The sequence below is a fragment of the Bradyrhizobium sp. HKCCYLRH1030 genome (genome assembly GCF_051168395.1).
Classification (GTDB): Bacteria; Pseudomonadota; Alphaproteobacteria; order Rhizobiales; family Xanthobacteraceae; genus Bradyrhizobium.
In genome coordinates this window covers 428050-447780 of record NZ_JBNPUY010000006.1, presented here as the reverse complement: position 1 = coordinate 447780, position 19731 = coordinate 428050, and the positions used below count along the sequence as shown (strand labels likewise).

The window sequence follows — 19731 nt, the reverse complement described above, 5'->3', positions numbered from 1 at the left end:
TTTCGTGGAGAACCCCGGTTTCGGTGCGCTCGCGCGGACGCCTGCTCAGCGCTCGCGCAGCGCCTCGTCACGCAGCATGCGGGCAGGCTTGACCAGATAGTCCAGCACCGATTTCTTGCCCGTCAGGATCTCCACGGTCGCGACCATGCCTGGGAGGATCGGAAGCGGCTGCTGGGCGGTGCCGAGATGGTTCTTCTCGGTGCGCACCATCACGCGATAGAAGGTCTCGCCGCGCTCGTTCTTGTCGCCCTTCTCATCGGTGATCGTGTCGGCACTGATGCGCTCGACGCGCCCGTGCAACGAGCCGTACACAGATGAATCATAGGCGCTGAGCTTGACCACCGCCTCGTGGTTGGGACGGATGAAGGCGATGTCCTGCGGACGGATGCGGCCCTCGACCAGCAGCGTGTCGTCGAGCGGCGTGATCTCCATCAGGCTGGCGCCCGGCGCGACCACCGCGCCGATGGTGGTGACGTTGAGCTTGTTGACGATGCCGCGCACCGGCGAGCGCAGCTCGGTGCGCCGCACCCGGTCCTGGGCCGACTTGATGTTCTCGTCGAGCACTGCGAGATCGCCGCGGGACTTGGCGAGATCGTCTTCGGCCTGCGCGCGGAAGGCGGTGACGATGTTGAGCCGGCGCGAGCGCGCCTCCTGCACCGCCGCCTCGGTCTTCACGATGCTCGCCTGCACCACCGCGAGCTGGCCGCGCATGTCGGTCGCCTGGCGGTCGGCGCGCAGCATCTCGATCTCCGGCACCACCTTCTGGTCGAACAGCTTGCGGGTCAGTCCCAGCTCGCGATTGAGCAGCGCCAGCGTCTCCGAGAAGCGCTTCTCGGTGGCCCTGAGCTCGTCGATCTCCTTGCTCTTCTGCTGTTCCTGCTGCTGCACCACGTCGATGTCCTGCGCGAGCTTGCGTGCATGGGCGTCGAACACCGCGCGCTCGGTCTGCACCGCGCGCGGGGCGTCGGCGACGAGGTCGTCGGGAAACTCGACCGGGCTGCGGCCCTCGGTCTCCGCCGCGAGCCGGATCACCCGGGCCGCCATCGCGCCGCGGCGCTCGCGGATCTCGCCGAACTGCGAGGCGAAATTGGTGTCCTCGATGCGCGCCAGCGGCTGATCCTTCTCGACGATCGCGCCTTCCTGCACCAGGAGGTCGGCGATGATGCCGCCTTCCAGCGACTGCACCACCTGGGTCTGGCGCGACGGCACGACCTTGCCGTTGCCGCGCTTGACCTCGTCGAGCACGGCGAAATGCGCCCAGATCAGGAAGGTGAAGAACAGGCCGAGCGAGGCGAGCAGCAGCATCCGCGCCGTCTTCGGCGTGCGCAGCTCGACGGCAGCCCTGATGTCGTTGGAGAACGCGAAATCGCTGTGCGCCATGTCACCTCGTCCCCTGGACCGGCTTCACCGCGTGGCTCGCGGCCGGCGCCGCCGCGGGCTGCTGCGGACGCAGCATGGTGAGGATCTGCGCGGTCGGCCCGTCGGCGACGATCTTGCCGGAGTCGAATACCAGGATGCGGTCGACCAGCGACAACAACGACGGTCGGTGGGTCGAGACGATGATGGACATCTCGCCTTTGGCCAGAGACTTCAGGCGCTCGAGGAATTCGCCCTCGCTGCGGACGTCGAAATGCGCGGTCGGCTCGTCGAGGAACAGCACGCGCGGCTTGCGGATCAGGACGCGCGCGAGCCCGATCGCCTGCTTCTGCCCGCCCGACAGGCTGCGGCCGCCTTCGGCGATCATCATCTCGTAGCCCTGCGGATGACCGGCGATGAAGGTCTCGACGCCGGCGAGCCGCGCGGCCTCCAGCACCTCCTCATCGGTCGCCGCCGGACGGCCGAGCGTGATGTTGTCGCGCAGCTTGCCGTAGAACAGGTCGGTATCCTGCAGCACGAAGCCGATGCCGGCGCGCAGATCGGCCGGGTCGTATTGCTGGATGTCGATCCCATCGATCAGGATGCTGCCTTCGGTCGGCGGATAGAACGCGGTGGCGAGGCGACCGACCGTGGTCTTGCCCGAGCCGACGCGACCGATGATGCCGATCTTCTCGCCGGGCTTGATGTCGAAGGAGACGTTGTCGAGCGCCTTGGTCTGGCTTCCCGGATAGGAGAAGCTGACATTCTTGAACTGGATGCGGCCCTGGTTGATCTCGCGCGCGACGTAGATCTTCTCCGGCGGACGCTCACGGTCCAGCGACATCAGCCGGTCGATCGAGCGCAACGCCGACGTCGTCTGGGTGAAGCGCGTCATCAGGCCGGCGATGCCTGCGATCGGACCGAGCACGCGACCCGACAGCATGTTGGCCGCCACCAGCGCGCCGACCGAGAGCTTGCCGTCGAGGATCAGGAACACGCCGACGACGACCAGCAGCAGGCTGCAGAACTGGCTCGCGACGCTCGCCGCTGTCATCGCCATCGAGGCCCAGAACTGGACGTCCTCGCTGGAGCGCGCCTGCGCCGCCACCGAACGCTCCCACACCGTCTGCACCCGGCTCTCGCCGGCCACCGCGCGGACCGTCTCCATCCCGTTGAGCGATTCCACGAGAATGCCGTGACGCGCGGCGGATTGCGCCTGCATCTGCCGCATCGCGCGTTCGAGCGGCCGCTGGATCAGCAGCCCGACGGCGATCATCACCGGCAGCATCAGCAGCGGAATCCAGGCGATGGGACCGGCGATGATGAACAGCACGATGATGAACACGACCGCGAACAGCATGTCGGTCGCCGACACCACGGTGCCGGAGGTAAAGAACTCGCGCACCGAATCGAAGTCGCGGAGCTGATTGGCGAGGATGCCGACCGATGGCGGCCGCTTGTCCATCTTCAGCGACATCACGTGCTCGAAGATGTTCGCGGCGAGCACCACGTCGATCTTCTTTCCGGTCATGTCGATGATGCGGCTGCGCACCACCTTGAGCAGGAAGTCGAATCCGATGGCCAACATGAGGCCAACGCCGAGTGCGACCAGCGAGGGGATCGCGCCGTTCGGGATCACGCGGTCGTAGACGCTCATCGTGAACAGGGGCGCGGCCAGCGCCAGGATGTTGACGATGAACGCGGCGATCGCGACATGGCCGTAATTGGCGCCGAAGCGGCTGACCACCGACCAGAACCAGTGCGTCTTCGGCACTTCACCGGCTGCCGCCACGCGCGGATCGGCAATTGTGGCGGGCCGCACCAGATAGGCGAAGCCGACATACCGCGCCGCGACCGCCTCGAAGCGCTCGATCGCCGGCTGTTCGCGGCGCGAAGGATCGATGATGGTGAGACGGCCGGCGGCCTCGTCGATCGTCAGCAGGATGCGCGTGGTGCCGTCGTGAAACATCAGCACGCAGGGCAGCACCAGCGCGGGAATATCGCTCAGCGGCCGTTCGACCAGTTGCGCCTCGAGCCCGGCCCGCTGCGCGGCGCGCTCGTAGAGCGCGATGCTGAGCACGCCGCTGTCGAGCGGCAATCCGGACAGCAGCGCGCTGCGGCTCAGGGCGCGGCCGTGATGAGCAGCGAGGTAAAGCAGACTGTCACTGAGAGGATCAGCTGCTGGTGCGGCTGCGCTCATCTGGGGCATCACGTGCGCCGTCTCTTCGAGCTCGAACCTTGTCGGACGAATGTTCAACGACGCCTCGGAAATCCATCTGGCCCACCGAGCAACGCGGACCGGCACCCATTGCTTCTTGCTAATAATTTGCCTTAGCCTAATTCTTTGGCCCGCACTTGGCTTTTCTGAGATTTTTACAGGTGTTTCGCGACAAACTCAGCGCAAAGTAAATGCGTATGGTGAAAAGCCGGCGCGACATGCACCGGCTCTTGTTAGTCTCACCTATTTCGGCGCGTGCCCGTTGGGGCTCTGAGCGTATCCGCCGTATTTTCCGGACGCGACGAACAGCGTCGTATCCTCGGGATCGCTCGAGGCCCACCGATCGCCAAAGGTAATCGGCGCGGGATGCTTCGGCGTACCGTCATGCAGGCCGAACATCGGCACCGGACCGGCGGAGCTCAGCGGCTGCGGTCCGGGCGCCGGCGCACTCAGCCGAATGGGCGCCAGGCTGTAGCCGATGAAGCCACTCGGCGTGTCCACCGGCTCGGTCTCCGGCGGATGCCCGGTCTTCAGGTAGTTCAGCATCTGGCCCATCGCGGCGAGCAGCTGATAGTCGGCAAACACCACCACACCGCGCGCCGACACCAGCGACACGTTGGCGTTGAAGTACTGGTTCTGGGAGTTCAAGAGATCGATCAGCGTGCGCTGGCCGAGCTCATACTCCTTGTTGTAGGCGACGAACGTGCGGCGGGCCGCTTCGACATCGCGGACAAGAGCTGAGACGCGATCGGCGGTGATGATCCGGGCCGCCCAGGCCTTGTCGATCGACTCCAGCGCATCGCGCTGCAGACGAGCATGCTTCTGCTGCTCCTGGATCATCCGCTGCGCGGCTTCTTCGCGGCGCCAGCTGTTCTGGCCGCCGTTGAAGATATCCCAGGATGCAACGACCTTGCCGCTGACCTCGTCGTAACGATTGTTGTAGGTGATCGATTCCTTGCCGGTCGTCGCGCGGCCTTCGAGCGAAAGCGTCGGCAGGAAGGTGCCGGTGGTGGCATCGAATCCCCGCTTGGCGGCCGTCACATCCGCCGCGGCAGCGCGCAGGGTCGGATTGAACTTGTAGGCGATGTCGAGCGATTCCGCCTTGTCCCGCGGCATGTCGGACAGCCGGCCGGGGAAACGCAGGTTATAAGGCTCGACGCCGACGACCTTGCGGTACTTCGCGCGCGCCACTTCGAGGCTGAGACGGAATTCCTCGAGCACGGCCTGCGCTGCCGCAACCCGTTCCTCGGCCTGCTGCGTGTCGCCCTCGCCGGCCCGGCCGCCCTGGAAACGGGCCAGCACGTTCTTGCGCAGTTCGAGATGAACCTTGAGGTTCTTCTCGGCCAGAGCGACCAGCCTGGAGTAGCGCACCACGTCGACATAGGCTTCGGCGGCATCGAGACCAATCAGTTCGGTTCGCTCCAGCACGCGGTACGCGGCGGCATCGACCCGCGCGGCCTGTCGCCACACTTCATTGATCGAGGAAAAGCCATCGAACAGCAATTGACGGACCACCACGCCGGCCTCGCGGCCGCGCAGGTAGCGGCCATTGTTGCTCGGCGCCGGCGAGACATACTGCTTGAGCATCTCCGGTCCGGCGCTCGCATCGAGCCGGACCTGCGGCAGCAGCGTCCCCTGGGACTGGCGAAGCTCGGCTTCGGTGGCCCGCCGATTGGCGGCGGCCTCTCCGACACCGGGATTGGTCTTCACCGCCTGGTTGATGGCGTCCTGGATGGTGAACGGCTCAGCGCCCAATGCCGGGCTAAAGCTCATTCCCACAACACATATGAAAATGGGTGTATATACGATCTTCAACATAGGGAACCGATAACAAACCCGAGATCGGCTCGCAATGTGACTCGCCACATTTGCGGCGAAAAGCCGCCCGGTTGTGGCAGAATAGCTACGCTCCGCCATATTCCTCAGGGCAAAGATTTCAGAATCTGAAGCGAAATCAAGGTCGTGGGGATGACGTGAGGCTGAGGCGGTGATTTAAAGTCAGCTATTTATTTCATAAAGAAAAATCTCGCGTCAGAGAATGTCGAGTTTTTCGTGTTTATCTTCAATATGGACCGCTTCCGCGGCATTAACTGAGATGTCGCAGCCGGGGCCCTCAACCCGAGACGGCGGAACGGCAACAGGCGATCAGTCGCCCGCCATTGCCACGTCGGCCCCGCAGATGTCGGAAGCCTGGGTTCTGGCGCGTCGTCACGACAGCCGTGAGCGATCGCCGCCCAGGGATCGCGAACAACGAAGGATCCAATGAAGATCACGACCGGCCGGCAGACCCAGATGCGACCCATATATTTCGACGCATAGTCTGCAGGGAAGCAATGGCCAATGGGGTCCATTGTCCTCGAAAAATCTCGTGGAGCTGAGAGGCAGTGAATGGTGGGGGAGGCAGGACTCGAACCTGCGAAGCCATGAGGCGGCTGATTTACAGTCAGCTCCCTTTGCCACTCGGGACACTCCCCCGTATCGATGGCAATTCGGGCCGGCCGCGGAACAGCAGCGTCGGGACCATCAGCGCCATGGAGACGGTAAGACCGCGGGGCCCGAAGGAGCGGGCGCGCGCGGCCGGGGCCCTTATGATCGAACCCGGCCCTCGAAGTCAACCAAGGGACGACGAATTTTCCCGTCTCAGCGGTGCCAAATTGCCAGAATCCGCAGGCCGTGACAGAAGCTCGGGCCATGAGCGAACGCGACCGAAAGCCCCCTTTTCGCCGTCCGGGCGGTAAATTCTCCGGCAAACCGCGCGGATTCGAGCGCCCCCAGCCGTGGCGGGAGCGCGACCAGGACTCGGATGCGCCCGTCATTCTCTATGGCTGGCACACCGTGACCCTGGCGCTCGCCAATCCGAAGCGGCGGATTCGCAAGCTTTACCTGACCGAGAACGCCGCCAGGCGGCTTGCCGACGAGCGGATCGAGACGCGGGTGACGCCCGAGATCGTGCGCCCCAGCCAGATCGACCAGCGGCTCGGTCCGGACGCCGTGCACCAGGGCCTGTTGGCGGAGGCCGAGCCCCTGCCCTCGCCGGACATCGACACGCTCGCGGCCGAGGGACTGATCCTGGTGCTCGACCAGATCACCGACCCGCACAATGTCGGCGCGATCTTGCGCTCGGCAGCGGCGTTCGGCGTAAAGGCGATCGTGACCACCGCCCGCCACAGTCCGGAGGCCACCGGTGTACTGGCCAAGTCCGCATCGGGCGCCCTGGAGCTGGTGCCGATCATCACGGTGCAGAACCTCGCACGCGCGCTGACGCGGCTGAACGAGCGCGGCTTTCAGACGGTGGGGCTGGACAGCGCGGGCGAGGAGGACATCGCGGCGGTCGCCTTGCGCGAGCCGCTCGCACTGGTGCTGGGCGCCGAGGGCAAGGGCCTGCGGCAATTGACGCGCGAGACCTGCAGCGTCGTGGCGCGGCTCGACATGCCCGGCGCGATCAAGAGCCTCAACGTCTCCAATGCCGCCGTGCTCGCGCTCTATATCGGCGCGAGCCGGCTCGGCTTGATGTCAAAATGACGAAACGCCCGCGCGCATGAGGCGCACGGGCGTTGGCGCGAACGAACGTCCGTCTGATCAGTAATAGCGGCGCAGCACGCGCTGCCCGTGATAATAAGGCGAAGCGCCCCAGCGATAGGCGTGGCGGCGGTGATGATAGCTGTAGACCGGAAGCGCCTGCTCCTCATAGGCAGGATACGGCGCGAAGGCGCCAGGACCGCTGTAGGTCGGGCCCTGGTTGACATAGTAATACTGCCGGGTCGGCTCGGGCAGCCGCTCATAGCTCGCGCCGCAGGCGCCGCAGCCATGGCCGTAGGTGTAGGTGTAGCCGGGCTGATAGAAATATTGCGGCCGATACGTCACCGTGGGCTGGTACGTCACGGTCGGCTGATAGGTGACGGTCGGCTGATAGGTGACCTGCGGCGCGCACGGCGCGGCGTAGCCGCACGGGCCGCAGGCGGTGGCGCCGCAGGCCGCGGCCGGCGCGCTGCCGGCGACGGCGAGGCCGGCAATGGCGACAAGTCCTGAAACTACTCCACGCATAACTCTCTCCTGTTGATCTGTTCTTGCTTGGTCTGGCTGTCGATGGTGAGTTGCTGGCTAGCGGCGGTAGGCCGGCGGCCGATTGGGATAGCCGCGAGGATCACCATCGGGCGGAGCCAGGATGACGGCAGGCGGATACATCGGCACCGCCGGCTCCGGCGGCTGCATCTGGGATTGGGCGCCCCACGAGCGGGAATAGCTCTCGGCCGGCTTCGGCAGCTTGCGATCGGCCGGCGGCTCGATCTCCATCCGGCCATAGCCGGGCCTTGCTCCGAGGGTTGGATAGTAATGGCCAACATATGGCTCGGGCTCGACCGGCCGGCCGCCATAGATCGTCGGCTGCATGTAGTTGCCCCTGCCAAGACCGTACTGGCCTTCGACGACGGCGTAGGACGCATCGATGCCGTTGATGACGACGGGCACGCCGGGCCGCTGCGGAATGACGATCTCGAAGCCTTCGCTGGCGAGCGCGGCCGAAGACGCTCCAATCAGAATCACAAGAGCCGTTGTAGTACGCATGAATTCACGCCCCGGTTGCCATCCTACCAATACCGCAACGCGCGCCCCGATGGGTTAAACGCGCACATCAATCTGCTGGTAAGACTAACGCGGGAGCCACCATTCCGGGTTAAAGCCCGGGTGGGGTTCGAGTGCGAGGGTTAATGGCTGATCATCAGCCGATGAGCGACAATATTGCCAGCATCAACCCCGCTGCCCTGTCCGCAAGACTAACAGCCTTCGGGTCGGAGCAAGCCGGACCGCAACCGCGGCTCCGGCCTCCGAAGGCACCGGGCCTCATGTCGTTCCAAAACATTCCCGTCGCGGCGGGAACGACGGGGCCGGCTTGCGCTTAGCAGGTGGGGCGCAACGATGGAGTATTCCATGACACGATTTGCTATTCTCGGGGCTGCGGTACTCGCAACGGCGCTCGCCGGCCCGGCCATGGCGCGCGACGTGCACCACCGGCATATGAACCACCAGCAGGAAGGAATGATGCAGCACCGGCACATGGCCCGCCAGGACGGGGCCATGATGCAGCAGCGCACCGATACCGGATGGAACAACAACGGCTGGGATCGCCGCAACAGCGATCGCCGCAACAGCGGCTTCTGGCCGGCTGACGTCGCCGCTGGAGCGGTCGGCACCGCTGCCGGCATCGCAGGCGCAGCCATCGGAACCGCCGGCGCCATCGCGACCGCGCCGTTCCGCACCGCGGATGCCTATGCGTACAGTCCCGGCCCCTCTTACGGCCAACCGAGCTATGATCGCGGCCCGAACGGCTATTATGGCGACTGGAACAGTTACGCGACCCGCAACGGCCTGGTCTGCCGCCCCGGCACCATGTTCAAGGGCAGCGACGGGCTGATGCACATCTGCCAGTAAAGATCGAGCCGGAGCGGCTTCGACGATCGGCTCCGACAGGGGCGGCCCAACGGCCGCCCTTTTTGCTGGGCTGATGGCAGAAGCGGCGCTCACGCGGGGAGTAGCCGGACTGCATCAACTCTGGTAGGAACACCGCGCTTCGCGAGACCTCGTCGCAAACTGACGACGAGATCTCCGCCACCAATGTGCATTCGCCGGCTTAGCTCAGCGGTAGAGCAGCGGTTTTGTAAACCGAAGGTCGGGGGTTCAATCCCCTCAGCCGGCACCAGCTTCCGTGAAGTTGGGATTTGCTGCGGCAATGGCTGTCACCGGCTTTAGGCGTCAATTCGCCCTCGTCCTGACCGCGGGTTTGGCGATGCCGGTCGCCGACGGCGGCCTGGGCGCAGTCCACTCTGGATCCGGCAACGGCCCGCCACCCTCGCCGGTCGCTCCGATGAGTTGGCCGGGCACCTGATCCGTGACCAGCACCCAGCCTTGCGTCGCGCAGAACAGCCCGAGCAGACAGCCCTTGACCGCCAGCATCTTCGTGCCCTCGCGCCAGATCGAGACGGCATAGGTCTTGCCGTCCTCGGCGTTGTAGACCTCGCCGCTGTGGCGGCCTTCGGCGTTCAGCTTCAGGCCGAGCAGCATCTGGTGGCCCAGCAGCAGACGGCCGCGCCTGGCCGGATCGGGATTCAGCCGGTCGCGGAACGGCTGCCCCTTGGCATCCGCCGTCGCCTTCATCCACACGATGTAGCCGCAGACGCGGTCGGCCATCGCGCCACAGCGCTCGACGCGGACGCGGGCGCGGCCGTCCTCGGTCAACCATGTGCCGAACGGATCGCCGACGGGAGCGGCGTGACCGCGGCCCTCCGCCATCGACAGCAGCAGGCCGACGACGATGCGTAAGCCGACGCGCAGAACGAATCTCAATGTCATGTCCAGGGACCTCACTGTCTCCATGGCCTCGAGCCACGCGCTCGTACGGCCGGGTTGACGTCACCGCTGACTGCCCGAGATCTGGCCGTGCCCTCGATGCCAAAGCGCGCACACGAAGGCGCCCCGATGCGGGGCCATCTGCCCGCGCGACGCGATCGTTCGCACGGCCCGCTCACTGGAGCTGCGCGACCAGGGCCTCGGCGCCCTTGTCGATTCCGGCCTCGGCGGCCGCGAGCGCACCAACGCTGGCCTTGATGTCGTAGGGCGAGGGATATTGCTTGCTGACGAAGGCGCTCAGCAGTCGCCCGCTCGCGGCATCGAAGATCTCGGCCGCGTAGAATACCGAGCCGGTCAGCAGTCCCTCACCGTCGCGTGCACTCTGCACGCCGTTGTAGAGGGCTCCCGCGAGATCAAAGCGCGAGGCGGTGCCGAGCACCGGCGTGTTGGCGACGGCGCCGGTCAGGGTGAGCCGCACGCGCAGCGTATTCGGCCCCCGCTGATGGACGATCTGGAAGCGCGCCGAGAGACTTTCCAGGAAACGCCGCTGCATGTAGGCGGCGAGCGCAGCCTTGTCCCGGTCGGACATGTCGCCGAACTGATGATCCGCGCCGCGATAGATCACGACCGGATCGAGCGTCACCTTGTCGTAGCTGCGCCAGTCGGTGGCAGTCCCGTAGCGGTAAGGCACCCGGCCCGATGGATCGGATGTGTTGGGCGCCAGATAGTGCGCCGACGCCACCCCGGAATAGGCCACCGGCGTCACCGTGTTGCATCCGGCACAGAGGCTCGCGGCGATCGCCGCGAAGCCAGACATCGGAAATCGACTCCTCATCCCCCTCCTCCACGATTGCGGCGCCGTTGCCAGCGCGTCGACATGGCCACCCCAATAAACCGACCAGGCGGTTTGTAAATACAAATCGAATGAAATGAATTGTTCACACGTCGATGCGGTCGGCACGGGACCTCCAGGAGGCATCGGCGGACGGAAGTCGGACGGCAAGCCAGCCCGACTTCGCTCAGATCGAACCGTCCAATGATGGAGATGGCGCCGAGCTCGAGCGTGTCATCGCTCCCCAGTCGTCCCGGCCTGCCGGAATGTGGTCCATTGTTGGTCGTCGAGCAGGCGGGCAAACAGACGGTCCAGGTCCGGCTGCTCCAGCGGCGAGACGCGTAGCATCGTCATCAAGGCAAGCCCACGTGCCGCCGCCCATCGCAGGACCGCGAGATCAGCGTCATCGGCCTCGCCGCGGATCTCGGCTACTCTCTCGGCATCCTTGGCACGGGCATCGGCCAGCAATCCCGGCTCCTGGGCGAGCGCCCCGAGCATGGCCTGAGCCACCGAATATTGCTGGGCGATCAGCTCCCGCGAGATCGCGATCTGCGTCGCGAGTTCGGGCTGATCAGCCGCTTTACCGGCTCCAGCCCTGTACCTGCTGGCGAATTCGTCGAAATGCAGGAATTGCTGTTCCAGCAGAGCCTTGAGCACCGCTTCCTTGTTGGGAAACTGGTGCATCAGGCCGCCCTTGCTCAGCCCGCTCTCGCGGGCGATGGCGTCGAGCGTCAGCCGCCCCGGACCATCGCGGGCGATGATGGTAAGGGCGGCGGTGAGCGCGGCCTTGCGCGACCGCTCGGAGCGTGAAGGGTTGTCCATCGAAGTCTGCGAAGTGCCCGGACGGTGCACGAAGGTTGCGAGCAGATGATGCCCCGAAGACCGAGGCGGCTCGGCCATAGGGGCGAGCCGCACTCCTCTGTCAAGAAGAGCTCCGGAAAAACGCCGCTTAGGAACCATCTATGCGGGATTGGATTTCCGGTATCGCCTTTCGCGGGTGGGGGACGAAACGAGTTCAGACTGTGGCAACATTGTTGTCACATCTCACCTAGAACTCCTGCTTATCCCCAGAAGTCACTGGTCTTCAACTTGATTTCGTCAGCCGCTTTTGTTGCAATTGAGGCATCGGGGGACAAGCGTCATGACGTGGAAGGAAGAGCGTGATGCGCTGATCGCGCAGACCATGGCCTTCGTGCAGTCTGTGACCGGCAAGCCGGCCGACTTCGCCCAGTTCGAGCTGCCTACCGTTCCGGTCGGCACCCCCATCACACCGCAGCAGGCCGTGGCCGATCGCCCGACGCACGCGGCTGTCGAGCACGTGATCGCGAACACCGTTGAAACCGAGGCACGTCGCGGCGGCAACGTGCAAGTCGCAATCCCCAATGCCGTGGGGGAGCCTGCAAGGCCGAGAGCGCCCGACGCCATTGCATCCGAGGCTTCGTTCGCCGCCCCGAGCCCGGTCCCTGCGGAGCGTTTCACCAGCATCGCCTCGCAGCTCGATCTCCAGCGCGACATGCAGGCGGAGATTCGCGCCCGCGTCGCGCGCTTCCGGGCCCATCAGGAGCGCTTCAATCGGGAGCGTCAGGAATATTTCAGCGCGACACTCGCGCGCCTGAAAGCATCGGCCGGACGGAGCGCCCTCCCTGAGGACTAAAGGCGACCGCGCTGAGGATCTATGGCCGAGGGTACACAAACATATCCGCAATCGCCGCGCCGGCTCACAGCCAGGCGCACAGCAGCGCCACATTGGCGACGAAGGCGAGCAGCAGCCCAAAGGCGAGCGTCAGCTGGATCCGCCCGCAGAAGATGTGGAGATCGGTTCCCATGGGCTTAACCATCTGGCGATTCTAGCCCCGGAGTCCCACGGATTCTTTTTTCAAAAATTTAGGACTCGTTTACGACTCGGCCGCCCGAAAAGGCCCCTTTCCTGCCCCAGGCGCGCCAGTGTCTCGCTGCACGTGCCGTTCATTCTCGGTTCATCCTTCGCTTCTCTGGAGCTGTTTGGAATGCCCTACGCGCTGTTTTGCAACGACGCCAAGTTGAGCAAGGCCTATCCGACCGAGGGGGATGTCTGGCGGCTGGCGCGGCAGAGCGGGCTGGTGGTGGACGTGATGATCAATGCGCGATCGACCGCGCATCTGCAGCTCGACAATGATTACGAGATCCGGCCTTGCGCCGCCGAGCCCGAGGAAGATCCCTGGCAGAACCGTGCCGAAGCCGAGCAGGAGTTCAACATCCCGTTCGCATCCTGAGCGGCTGCGGCGGAAGCGCGCCGCGGGTGATACTTCTCTGGTGATACTTATAGACTCTAGTCTCTGTGCGCTGCTGTCCCCGAGCCTCGGCGTGCCTGGACGGAAGCCGCCGGCAGAAGACATTCACGTCTTCATGCCAGTCCGGTCCCGCGGACGACTTGCCTTCATCAAGGATTTTTCGACAGACAGACCCGCGATCAGCGGGCAGCCGGAGCTGCCCGCTGGAAGGTCGCCATGAAGCCCGTTCTCAGGGCGTCGCCGTCGCCAGCGATGCCGTTTCGGCCGGAAGGGCGACACAGGCACGCTTGCGGCTGACACCGCGGATCGCACCGGTCACCTTCAGCACCTTGCCCGACGGGCAGGACGCGGTTTGCACCAGCGCCACCTCGTAGGGGGCCAGCATCAACGGTTCGGTCTTCAGAACGGTCTGGGCGGAGCACGGCAAAACAGCCGCCGACAACAACAGCACGGACACCAAGATACGCATGTGGGATGATCCATCAAACCGGCGCACCGATAATATCAACTGATGGCGAAAGTTTCACGAAGGTTTGAAAATTTTTTCGCACTGCGTGAGCGATCCCGAAACCATCGCCAGCCAACCACCGGACAGCAACACGCCCGCACCAGACGGCGCGGGCGTGTTGGAATTGAGGCGTGATCCGCTTCCAGCCGAACGCCGCCGGTCACGGGCTCGGCGATCTCGCTTAGTACTTGCTGGCGGCTGGTCCGCCCCAGCCGAAGCGGTAATTCACCCCGACCTTGACCGTATGCTCGTCGCTGTTGAAGCGGCTGCCCACAACCGGAGCCGGCCCACCCGTGAAGGTCGTATTGCCGAAATTGTAGTACTGGTACTCAGCCTTGGCCGACCAGTTCGGCGCGAACATGTATTCGAGGCCGGCGCCGACGGTGTAGCCGTCCTTGCTATTGCCGGACGTGGTGAAGCCCGTCGGCACGCCGGCGACGCTCACCCCGAGATTGTTGCCGTCCCGCCAGGCATAACCGCCCTTGGCATAGAGCAACGCCGGTCCCCAGGTGTAGCCGAGACGGCCGGTGACCGAGCCGAGCTGGTTGGCGCCGGTCGAGGTCACGACCGCAGCCCCCGGGAAGCCGAAATTGGTCGTATTGCGATCCATCCAGCTGTACTGGGCTTCGATGCCGAGCACCCAGTTCGGGGCGAACTGGTAGTCGAAGCCGCCCTGCACGCCGCCCAGGAAGCGGCCGTTGTTGCCTTCCAGGCTGCTATTGCCCGCGAAGGCGCCGCCGAGGTGACCACCGAGATAGAAGCCGGTCCAGTTGTAGATCGCCTGAGGCGGCGTGTAGACCGGCGCCTTGGTGTAGGTGCGCGGAGGCATATCGGCGGCGAAAGCCGGGGCAGCCAATGTGGTCAAAGCCACTGCACTGAATAAAAACCGCTTCATGGGACGTCCCCGTTATTCGTTTGCGACATCTATCGAACATCATGGCCGCATTTGGGTTGCCCGGTGGCGGTGACGCAGCTGTGATTGCTGCTGCGGTGTCACCAGAGGGCAACAAAGGCCTTTTGTTCCATAGGCTTCCCGAATATTTCGTGAAGCTGACGCCTCGCCCGATATTTGGTCGCCGCGAGGCGACAAAGCGTTCGGTCCACCCCTGATTTGTGATCGGGCAAGCGGCTTGGCAAGGCGCTGCGACGACGTGGCAATCCTTCGAAAACGCCGGGACCTGAAAACGCCGCGGCCTAGCGCGTGAGGCCGGCCAGCTCCGGGAATGGCGCGTAAGTCGACCCGGCACAGAGCTCGCCGGCATCCTCGACCAGACGGTCGAACCGGCCGTCGACGAACACCGCCGCGCGCTCCTGCGCCGGACGGTAGCTGCCGTCGGACTCGCGCGCCGCATAACGGAGGCAGCTCACATAGCGCAGCCGGCCACCGACCGTCCGTTGCACCGGCTCCGCCATGACGCCGTCGCGCACCCCGACCGGATTGTTCAGGTAGGTCCTGAGATAGGACAGGATCTCGCTGCGGTGGTTGGCCGGAAACGGCTGGCTGCCGACGCCGCGATCGCCGGTGTAGGAGATGCCGCGATTGTCCTCGCTCATGAACGCGGCGGGACCTCCGCTGGCGCACCCCGCCAACAGCAGCGCCAGCGCGGTTGCCGGCCACCAGCTCGTTCTCCCCATCCCCAGGCGCCCAACTCTTGAAAGCCAATCCCGCGGCCGTTCTAGCTCAAAGCCAGAGGCCGGGAAATCCGTCCCGGCTCACGCCTTCGTCAAGCCGCTGCCGCCGGAGCGCTCTGGCGCGCTCCGGCGGTCAACGACCAGATCGGCTCTGCGTGGCCTTGGCTGGATCAGCCGCGGCGGGTCGCCGGCGTCATGCGCTTGAAGCTCACCTTGTTGTGATGGCTGAGATGCGCCACGTGGCGATGCTTGTGGCGGACAAGCGAGGCATGCGGCTTGGTCTTCGTCTTGCCGACGGTGGGCTTCATCTCGTTCGCCTTGTCGCCGGCCTGCGTCGCGCCCGGCTTGGTGGCGTTGGTCTTGGCCGCATCGGTCTTGCTCACATCGGTCTTCGCGGTGCCAGTGGTCTGGCTGGACTTCGCGGACGTATCGGTTTTTGCAGCACCAGCAGCGAATGCGGGCGCAGTCAGGATCGACGCGGCGAGCAGCGCAACAGACATTGACTTCAGCATGGTCGTCTCCGTGATGTGAAGATCTGGAGGCACCATCCAGTCTGGATGGGCTCGTGATCATGGAGACGACGATAGGGAACCGGCACTGAACCCACCCTGAAGTAAAGCGCTGTTTTCGGTTCATGGACATGAAGGGATAGTCATCGAGGTGACTGGTCTGTCATCATGTCGTCCGTATAATGCACCGATCGCGGCGCAAAATCCGCGCAAATGGCCGGGAATATTTCGCAGCTGCGGGAGTTCTTCCCCGTACGCAGTCACCTGTTGGATCGACAACTCGGGAGATACGAATGAAAAAGTCTGCGCTCAGGATTGCCACGCTGGCTCTGTTCTCGATGGCCGTGGCCTCCGGGCCGCTGCTTCTGTCGAAGGCCTATGCCGCGGGCAGCGATACCCCGTCGTCGCCGCCGGCGTCGGATTCGGGCAAGAAGAAGAAGGACAAGAGCTCGAGCATCGAAGATCCGAAGTTCCTGGCGGCCTATCGCACGGCCTATACCTCGATCTATGATCGCGGCGACTACGCCACCGCGATCCAGCAGCTCAAGGCGCTGAACCGCGAGGACGTCGCCGACGTTGCCAATCTGATCGGCTACTCCTATCGCAAGCTCGGCAACTACCAGGCCTCCAAGCAGTACTACGAGCAGGCCCTGGCGGATGATCCGAACCACGTGCGCACCTGGCAGTACTACGGCCTGTGGCAGCTCGAACAGGGCAACCGCGAGCAGGCCAAGTACCACCTCGACAAGGTCGCGCAGCTCGCCGGCACCAACAGCCCCGAATATCGCTCGCTGGCCGACGCGCTCGAGAAGCAGCCGGGCACCGGCCTCGTCTACTGACGACGCGATCGGACCAGCTCCGATCTCGACAGTGGCGCAACCCGAAAGGGTTGCGCCATTTTCGTTTGTCCGCTGTCGTTGATCCGTTATGGATGAAACCTCGTGCAGACCATTTTCATCAGATTTTTGAATGGGAGATTGCCTCGTGGAGTCCTGGCTTGGCGCAGCACTCGATTACATCAGGGATTGGCTGGCCTTTCAGGTCGCGGTCTCCGAGCAACCCGGTTGCATTATTGCGATCGCCCATCGCGGTGAGATCGTCCTGGAGGCGGCCTTCGGGCACGCCAATCTCGACAGCGGCGAGAAGCTGACGCCGCGGCACCGCTTCCGCATTGCTTCGCACACCAAGGCGTTCACCGCCGCCGCCATCATGCGCCTGCGCGAGCACAAGCGGTTGAAGCTCGACGACACCGTCGGACAATACGTCAAGGATCTGCATCCGGATGTCGCCGCGGCCACACTGAACCAGCTGCTGTCGCACACGGCAGGCCTGATCCGTGACGGCAAGGATTCCGGCCAGTTCACGGATGGCCGGTCCTATCTCGACAAGGACGAACTGCTGGCCGAGCTGAAGCAGCCGCCGGCGATCGATCCCAACAGCCGGTTCAAATATTCCAACCATGGCTACGGCCTGCTCGGCCTGGTCATCGAGGCGATCACCGGCGAGCCCTACCCGGCCTGGCTGCAGCGCGAGATCATGACGCCGCTGGCTTTGCGAGAAAGCGCGCCCGACATGACGCTGCTCGGCAAGAGTGTCCCATTCGCGCGCGGCCATTCACGCGTCGTCCCCGTGGGCCGCCGGGTCGTGATTCCCGGCGACAATCCGACCAACGCGATCATGCCGGCAGCGGGCATCGTCGCGACCGCGGCCGACACCGCCCGCTTCTTCGCCCAGCTTGCCCCGAACGCGAAGAAGAGCCTGCTGTCGGTCGCTAGCCGGCGCGAGATGGTGCGCCGGCAATGGCGCGTGCCCCAGGACGTCGAAGAGGCCTATTACGGCCTGGCGCTCATGAGCGGGACAACGGCCGGCTTCGACTGGTTCGGCCATGGCGGCGGCTTCCAGGGCTACATCTCGCGGACGTCGGTCATTCCCGCCCGCGACATCACGATCACCGTGCTGACCAATGCCGTCGACGGCTGGGCACCCGGCTGGGCCAATGGCGTCAAGTTCATCCTGCAGGCCTTCGCCACCCACGGCGCGCCGTCGCGCAAGACGCGCGACTGGACCGGCCGCTGGTGGACGCTGTGGGGCGCCGTCGATCTCGTCCCGTTTGGCGACAAGGTCATGGTCGCCAATCCGGTATTCATCAACCCGTTCCTCGATGCCGCCCGCATCGAGGTGACCGGACGCGACACCGGGCGCATCGTGCACGCGGCCGGCTATGCCAGCCATGGTGAGGCGGTGCGGCGCGTGCGCACCAAGTCCGGCGTCAGCGAGATCTGGCTCGCCGGCGCACGGGTGCGGCCGGAGCGCGTGGTGAAGGCCGAGATGGAGCGGAAATATCCCAAGGGCCGGCGCAAGAAAGACTCATAGCCCGGGTGTCGCTGCATTCATCGGGCCTCCTCCCTGCCCTCCTTCATCAACGCCTCGGCCTCGCCGCGGAAGGCTTTGCGCGCATCGTCGCGGGAATAGAACATGTGGCCGCCCGGATAGACCACGAGCTTGACCCGCGGCGGCCGCGCGAAGGCCGGCAATTGGTCGAGCAGGATCTTCGAGCCGTAATATGGCGTGGCGAGATCGAACAGGCCGTGGCCGACCAGGAGTTTGAGCTTGGGATCGAGCGCGAGAATCTGCCGGAGTTCGCCGGTGGACTCCGGCGGGTTGGTGCCCTTTCCGAAATCCCATGACCGGTTCACCGCCCCGCTCAACAGCTCATAGGAGCCGTCGGGGTGCCAGCTCAGCTTGCGTGTCGTCAGCTCGACCGCGGCGCTGGTCAACGGCGCGGTGAGCACGTCCCCGGATGGATCAGAGCTGCGCGAGCGGCTCGAATCCGGATAGGGATCGATGCCCAGCACCGAGCCGTCATAGCGCCCGGTGATGCGGCCGTTCTTGCGGTCGAACTCACGGCGAAACTCCGAGACGTCGAAGCGGCCGGCCAGCCTGCGGCTGACCACCTGGTCGATGCCGGTCAGGGTCGCGACCCTGTCGGCGAGCCGATTGGTGGCTTCCGTATCGGCCTCGCCCTTGACGAGATCGAGCAGGAAGTCGCCGCTGGCGTAACGCTCGACATCGGCAAGATCGGCGCGGGTCACCGGCCCCTTCATCTGCTTCGCGACGGCCGCATAGCTCGGCAGGCTCGCGACATATTGCATCAGGCTCGAGCCGGAATAGTCGCGAAAGTCCATCAGCGGCGACAGCAGGATCAGGCCGCTGATGCCGATGCCCTGGTCATGCTGCAGGTTGTTGACGATCTTCGGACCGCGAATGCCGCCATAGCTCTCGGCCGTGATGAATTTGGGCGATGCGAGACGGTCGTGCTTCTCCAGCCAGCGACGCACCACGAGCGACAGCGAACGCACGTCGCCGTCGACCGAGAAGAACCGTTTGCGCACCTCGTCGCCGGCTGCGACGAAACGGCTGTAGCCGGTCCCGACGGGATCGATGAACACCAGATCGGTAAAGTCGAGCCAGGTGTCTGCATTCGGCATCAGCTCCAGCTTCGACGACGGCGTCACGCTGGCCGCATCGATTCCGATCCGCCACGGACCGGCATTGCCGAGCTGCAGATAGGCGGACGAGGCACCCGGCCCGCCGTTGAAGAAGAAGGTCACCGGGCGGCTGGCGCGATCGGCGCCATCGAGCTGATACGAAGTGTAGGCGATGTCGGCCTGCGGCTCGCTCTTGTCGTCGAACAGGCGGACCGAACCGGCAGTCGCCGTGAACGACAGCGTGCGGCCGGGCAGTTCGAGCTTCTGTGTCGTGGTGGAGTCCGGCGGCAGCTTGTGCTGCTCGGCGGTCGATGCTGAGCCGGGCGGGCTCGCGGCGCGATTTCCGGCCGAGCCGGTGCGATGCGAGCCCGGCGCTGCGGCGTCGTGCGCCGCCGGTGGCGCATCCTCGGCGTGCAGGGCCGGGCCGGCGAGCAGTGCCGTCAAGGCCAAAGCCATCAGTCTCGGCCACGCGACGGATGATCTCATCCCTGCCATCAGCTCACTCCCCTAGGCGCTTGGCGCAACACGCCACCTCTGCAAGGCCATGAACCGCGGCTTGGGAGCAAGCTCAAGCAA

Annotated in this window: 20 protein-coding genes and 2 tRNA genes; 7 read left to right on the top strand and 15 right to left on the bottom strand. The window is 65.0% G+C overall.

From position 1 onward, the window contains the following. Window positions 1-45 precede the first annotated feature (45 nt). The 4 genes from ACQR1E_RS20515 to ACQR1E_RS20500 form a co-directional block, all read right to left on the bottom strand. Window positions 46-1380, bottom strand: a complete 1335-nt coding sequence (locus ACQR1E_RS20515; protein WP_315749499.1) for an HlyD family type I secretion periplasmic adaptor subunit — start codon at window positions 1378-1380, stop codon at window positions 46-48. 1 nt (window position 1381) lies between these two features. Continuing rightward, a complete protein-coding gene (locus ACQR1E_RS20510) occupies window positions 1382-3565 on the bottom strand; it encodes a type I secretion system permease/ATPase (protein ID WP_315749497.1) in 2184 nt (727 codons plus the stop codon). A 252-nt stretch (window positions 3566-3817) separates the two neighbouring features. Then, window positions 3818-5347: a TolC family outer membrane protein gene (locus tag ACQR1E_RS20505; protein WP_315729346.1), complete on the bottom strand. Its 1530-nt coding sequence runs from the start codon at window positions 5345-5347 to the stop codon at window positions 3818-3820. 616 nt (window positions 5348-5963) lie between these two features. Then, a tRNA-Tyr gene (locus tag ACQR1E_RS20500) sits at window positions 5964-6049 on the bottom strand. 216 nt (window positions 6050-6265) lie between these two features. Between ACQR1E_RS20500 and rlmB the strand changes: the two genes are divergently transcribed. Beyond that, entirely contained in the window at window positions 6266-7096 is an 831-nt protein-coding gene (rlmB, locus tag ACQR1E_RS20495; RefSeq protein ID WP_315714637.1) for a 23S rRNA (guanosine(2251)-2'-O)-methyltransferase RlmB, read from the top strand. Between the two features lie 57 nt (window positions 7097-7153). On the opposite strand, the gene ACQR1E_RS20490 is transcribed toward rlmB, so the two are convergent. Continuing rightward, the gene (locus ACQR1E_RS20490) at window positions 7154-7618 is read right to left on the bottom strand and encodes a hypothetical protein (RefSeq protein ID WP_315714638.1); all 465 of its coding nucleotides are present in this window, start codon (window positions 7616-7618) and stop codon (window positions 7154-7156) included. A 57-nt stretch (window positions 7619-7675) separates the two neighbouring features. After that, on the bottom strand, window positions 7676-8137 hold the full coding sequence (locus tag ACQR1E_RS20485) for a hypothetical protein (protein ID WP_315714639.1): 462 nt from the start codon (window positions 8135-8137) through the stop codon (window positions 7676-7678). 363 nt (window positions 8138-8500) lie between these two features. Here ACQR1E_RS20485 and ACQR1E_RS20480 point away from each other — a divergent pair, with 363 nt between their 5' ends. Together ACQR1E_RS20480 and ACQR1E_RS20475 are read left to right on the top strand one after the other, a co-directional pair. After that, window positions 8501-9001 (top strand): hypothetical protein, encoded by a 501-nt coding sequence (locus ACQR1E_RS20480; RefSeq protein ID WP_315749493.1) that lies wholly within the window; start codon window positions 8501-8503, stop codon window positions 8999-9001. A gap of 193 nt (window positions 9002-9194) precedes the next feature. Further along, window positions 9195-9269, top strand: a tRNA-Thr gene (locus ACQR1E_RS20475). A gap of 53 nt (window positions 9270-9322) precedes the next feature. On the opposite strand, the gene ACQR1E_RS20470 is transcribed toward ACQR1E_RS20475, so the two are convergent. From ACQR1E_RS20470 to ACQR1E_RS20460, 3 genes are all read right to left on the bottom strand, one after another. Further along, on the bottom strand, window positions 9323-9919 hold the full coding sequence (locus tag ACQR1E_RS20470; RefSeq protein WP_434897484.1) for a DUF2147 domain-containing protein: 597 nt from the start codon (window positions 9917-9919) through the stop codon (window positions 9323-9325). A 172-nt stretch (window positions 9920-10091) separates the two neighbouring features. After that, a complete protein-coding gene (locus ACQR1E_RS20465; RefSeq protein ID WP_315714642.1) occupies window positions 10092-10733 on the bottom strand; it encodes a DUF3313 domain-containing protein in 642 nt (213 codons plus the stop codon). Window positions 10734-10982: 249 nt separating this feature from the next. Then, window positions 10983-11648 (bottom strand): TetR/AcrR family transcriptional regulator, encoded by a 666-nt coding sequence (locus tag ACQR1E_RS20460; protein ID WP_316164499.1) that lies wholly within the window; start codon window positions 11646-11648, stop codon window positions 10983-10985. A gap of 241 nt (window positions 11649-11889) precedes the next feature. Between ACQR1E_RS20460 and ACQR1E_RS20455 the strand changes: the two genes are divergently transcribed. Continuing rightward, on the top strand, window positions 11890-12402 hold the full coding sequence (locus ACQR1E_RS20455; protein WP_315826204.1) for a hypothetical protein: 513 nt from the start codon (window positions 11890-11892) through the stop codon (window positions 12400-12402). Between the two features lie 64 nt (window positions 12403-12466). Here ACQR1E_RS20455 and ACQR1E_RS20450 read toward each other — a convergent pair whose 3' ends face one another. After that, window positions 12467-12574, bottom strand: a complete 108-nt coding sequence (locus ACQR1E_RS20450; protein ID WP_041750859.1) for a hypothetical protein — start codon at window positions 12572-12574, stop codon at window positions 12467-12469. A 180-nt stretch (window positions 12575-12754) separates the two neighbouring features. On the opposite strand from ACQR1E_RS20450, the gene ACQR1E_RS20445 reads away from it, so the two are divergent. Next, complete coding sequence (locus ACQR1E_RS20445; protein ID WP_315714645.1) at window positions 12755-13000, top strand: hypothetical protein; 246 nt, start codon at window positions 12755-12757, stop codon at window positions 12998-13000. A gap of 247 nt (window positions 13001-13247) precedes the next feature. Here the strand turns inward: ACQR1E_RS20445 and ACQR1E_RS20440 are convergent, their stop codons facing one another. The 4 genes from ACQR1E_RS20440 to ACQR1E_RS20425 form a co-directional block, all read right to left on the bottom strand. After that, entirely contained in the window at window positions 13248-13487 is a 240-nt protein-coding gene (locus tag ACQR1E_RS20440; protein ID WP_315714646.1) for a DUF6719 family protein, read from the bottom strand. Between the two features lie 220 nt (window positions 13488-13707). After that, entirely contained in the window at window positions 13708-14421 is a 714-nt protein-coding gene (locus ACQR1E_RS20435) for an outer membrane protein (protein WP_316175612.1), read from the bottom strand. A gap of 299 nt (window positions 14422-14720) precedes the next feature. Continuing rightward, window positions 14721-15167 carry a hypothetical protein gene (locus ACQR1E_RS20430; protein WP_315776666.1) on the bottom strand — a complete coding sequence of 149 codons (447 nt, stop codon included), beginning with the start codon at window positions 15165-15167 and terminating at the stop codon, window positions 14721-14723. Window positions 15168-15328: 161 nt separating this feature from the next. Beyond that, entirely contained in the window at window positions 15329-15670 is a 342-nt protein-coding gene (locus ACQR1E_RS20425) for a hypothetical protein (protein WP_434897483.1), read from the bottom strand. 290 nt (window positions 15671-15960) lie between these two features. Between ACQR1E_RS20425 and ACQR1E_RS20420 the strand changes: the two genes are divergently transcribed. Next, window positions 15961-16506, top strand: a complete 546-nt coding sequence (locus ACQR1E_RS20420; RefSeq protein WP_315714649.1) for a tetratricopeptide repeat protein — start codon at window positions 15961-15963, stop codon at window positions 16504-16506. A 145-nt stretch (window positions 16507-16651) separates the two neighbouring features. After that, entirely contained in the window at window positions 16652-18040 is a 1389-nt protein-coding gene (locus ACQR1E_RS20415) for a serine hydrolase domain-containing protein (protein WP_316175610.1), read from the top strand. 17 nt (window positions 18041-18057) lie between these two features. On the opposite strand, the gene ACQR1E_RS20410 is transcribed toward ACQR1E_RS20415, so the two are convergent. Further along, complete coding sequence (locus tag ACQR1E_RS20410) at window positions 18058-19650, bottom strand: S10 family peptidase (RefSeq protein WP_434897482.1); 1593 nt, start codon at window positions 19648-19650, stop codon at window positions 18058-18060. Window positions 19651-19731 lie beyond the last annotated feature (81 nt).

Bases quoted from the DNA above. Each gene is read 5' to 3' on its own strand.
- ACQR1E_RS20515 (WP_315749499.1), bottom strand. From the start codon at position 1,380: ATGGCGCACAGCGATTTCGCGTTCTCCAACGACATCAGGGCTGCCGTC.
- ACQR1E_RS20465 (WP_315714642.1), bottom strand. From the start codon at position 10,733: ATGTCTGGCTTCGCGGCGATCGCCGCGAGCCTCTGTGCCGGATGCAAC.
- ACQR1E_RS20505 (WP_315729346.1), bottom strand. From the start codon at position 5,347: ATGAGCTTTAGCCCGGCATTGGGCGCTGAGCCGTTCACCATCCAGGAC.
- ACQR1E_RS20510 (WP_315749497.1), bottom strand. From the start codon at position 3,565: ATGCCCCAGATGAGCGCAGCCGCACCAGCAGCTGATCCTCTCAGTGAC.
- ACQR1E_RS20435 (WP_316175612.1), bottom strand. From the start codon at position 14,421: ATGAAGCGGTTTTTATTCAGTGCAGTGGCTTTGACCACATTGGCTGCC.
- ACQR1E_RS20470 (WP_434897484.1), bottom strand. From the start codon at position 9,919: ATGACATTGAGATTCGTTCTGCGCGTCGGCTTACGCATCGTCGTCGGC.
- ACQR1E_RS20485 (WP_315714639.1), bottom strand. From the start codon at position 8,137: ATGCGTACTACAACGGCTCTTGTGATTCTGATTGGAGCGTCTTCGGCC.
- rlmB (WP_315714637.1), top strand. From the start codon at position 6,266: ATGAGCGAACGCGACCGAAAGCCCCCTTTTCGCCGTCCGGGCGGTAAA.
- ACQR1E_RS20450 (WP_041750859.1), bottom strand. From the start codon at position 12,574: ATGGGAACCGATCTCCACATCTTCTGCGGGCGGATCCAGCTGACGCTC.
- ACQR1E_RS20480 (WP_315749493.1), top strand. From the start codon at position 8,501: ATGACACGATTTGCTATTCTCGGGGCTGCGGTACTCGCAACGGCGCTC.
- ACQR1E_RS20425 (WP_434897483.1), bottom strand. From the start codon at position 15,670: ATGCTGAAGTCAATGTCTGTTGCGCTGCTCGCCGCGTCGATCCTGACT.
- ACQR1E_RS20410 (WP_434897482.1), bottom strand. From the start codon at position 19,650: ATGGCAGGGATGAGATCATCCGTCGCGTGGCCGAGACTGATGGCTTTG.
- ACQR1E_RS20460 (WP_316164499.1), bottom strand. From the start codon at position 11,648: ATGGCCGAGCCGCCTCGGTCTTCGGGGCATCATCTGCTCGCAACCTTC.
- ACQR1E_RS20490 (WP_315714638.1), bottom strand. From the start codon at position 7,618: ATGCGTGGAGTAGTTTCAGGACTTGTCGCCATTGCCGGCCTCGCCGTC.
- ACQR1E_RS20445 (WP_315714645.1), top strand. From the start codon at position 12,755: ATGCCCTACGCGCTGTTTTGCAACGACGCCAAGTTGAGCAAGGCCTAT.
- ACQR1E_RS20440 (WP_315714646.1), bottom strand. From the start codon at position 13,487: ATGCGTATCTTGGTGTCCGTGCTGTTGTTGTCGGCGGCTGTTTTGCCG.
- ACQR1E_RS20420 (WP_315714649.1), top strand. From the start codon at position 15,961: ATGAAAAAGTCTGCGCTCAGGATTGCCACGCTGGCTCTGTTCTCGATG.
- ACQR1E_RS20455 (WP_315826204.1), top strand. From the start codon at position 11,890: ATGACGTGGAAGGAAGAGCGTGATGCGCTGATCGCGCAGACCATGGCC.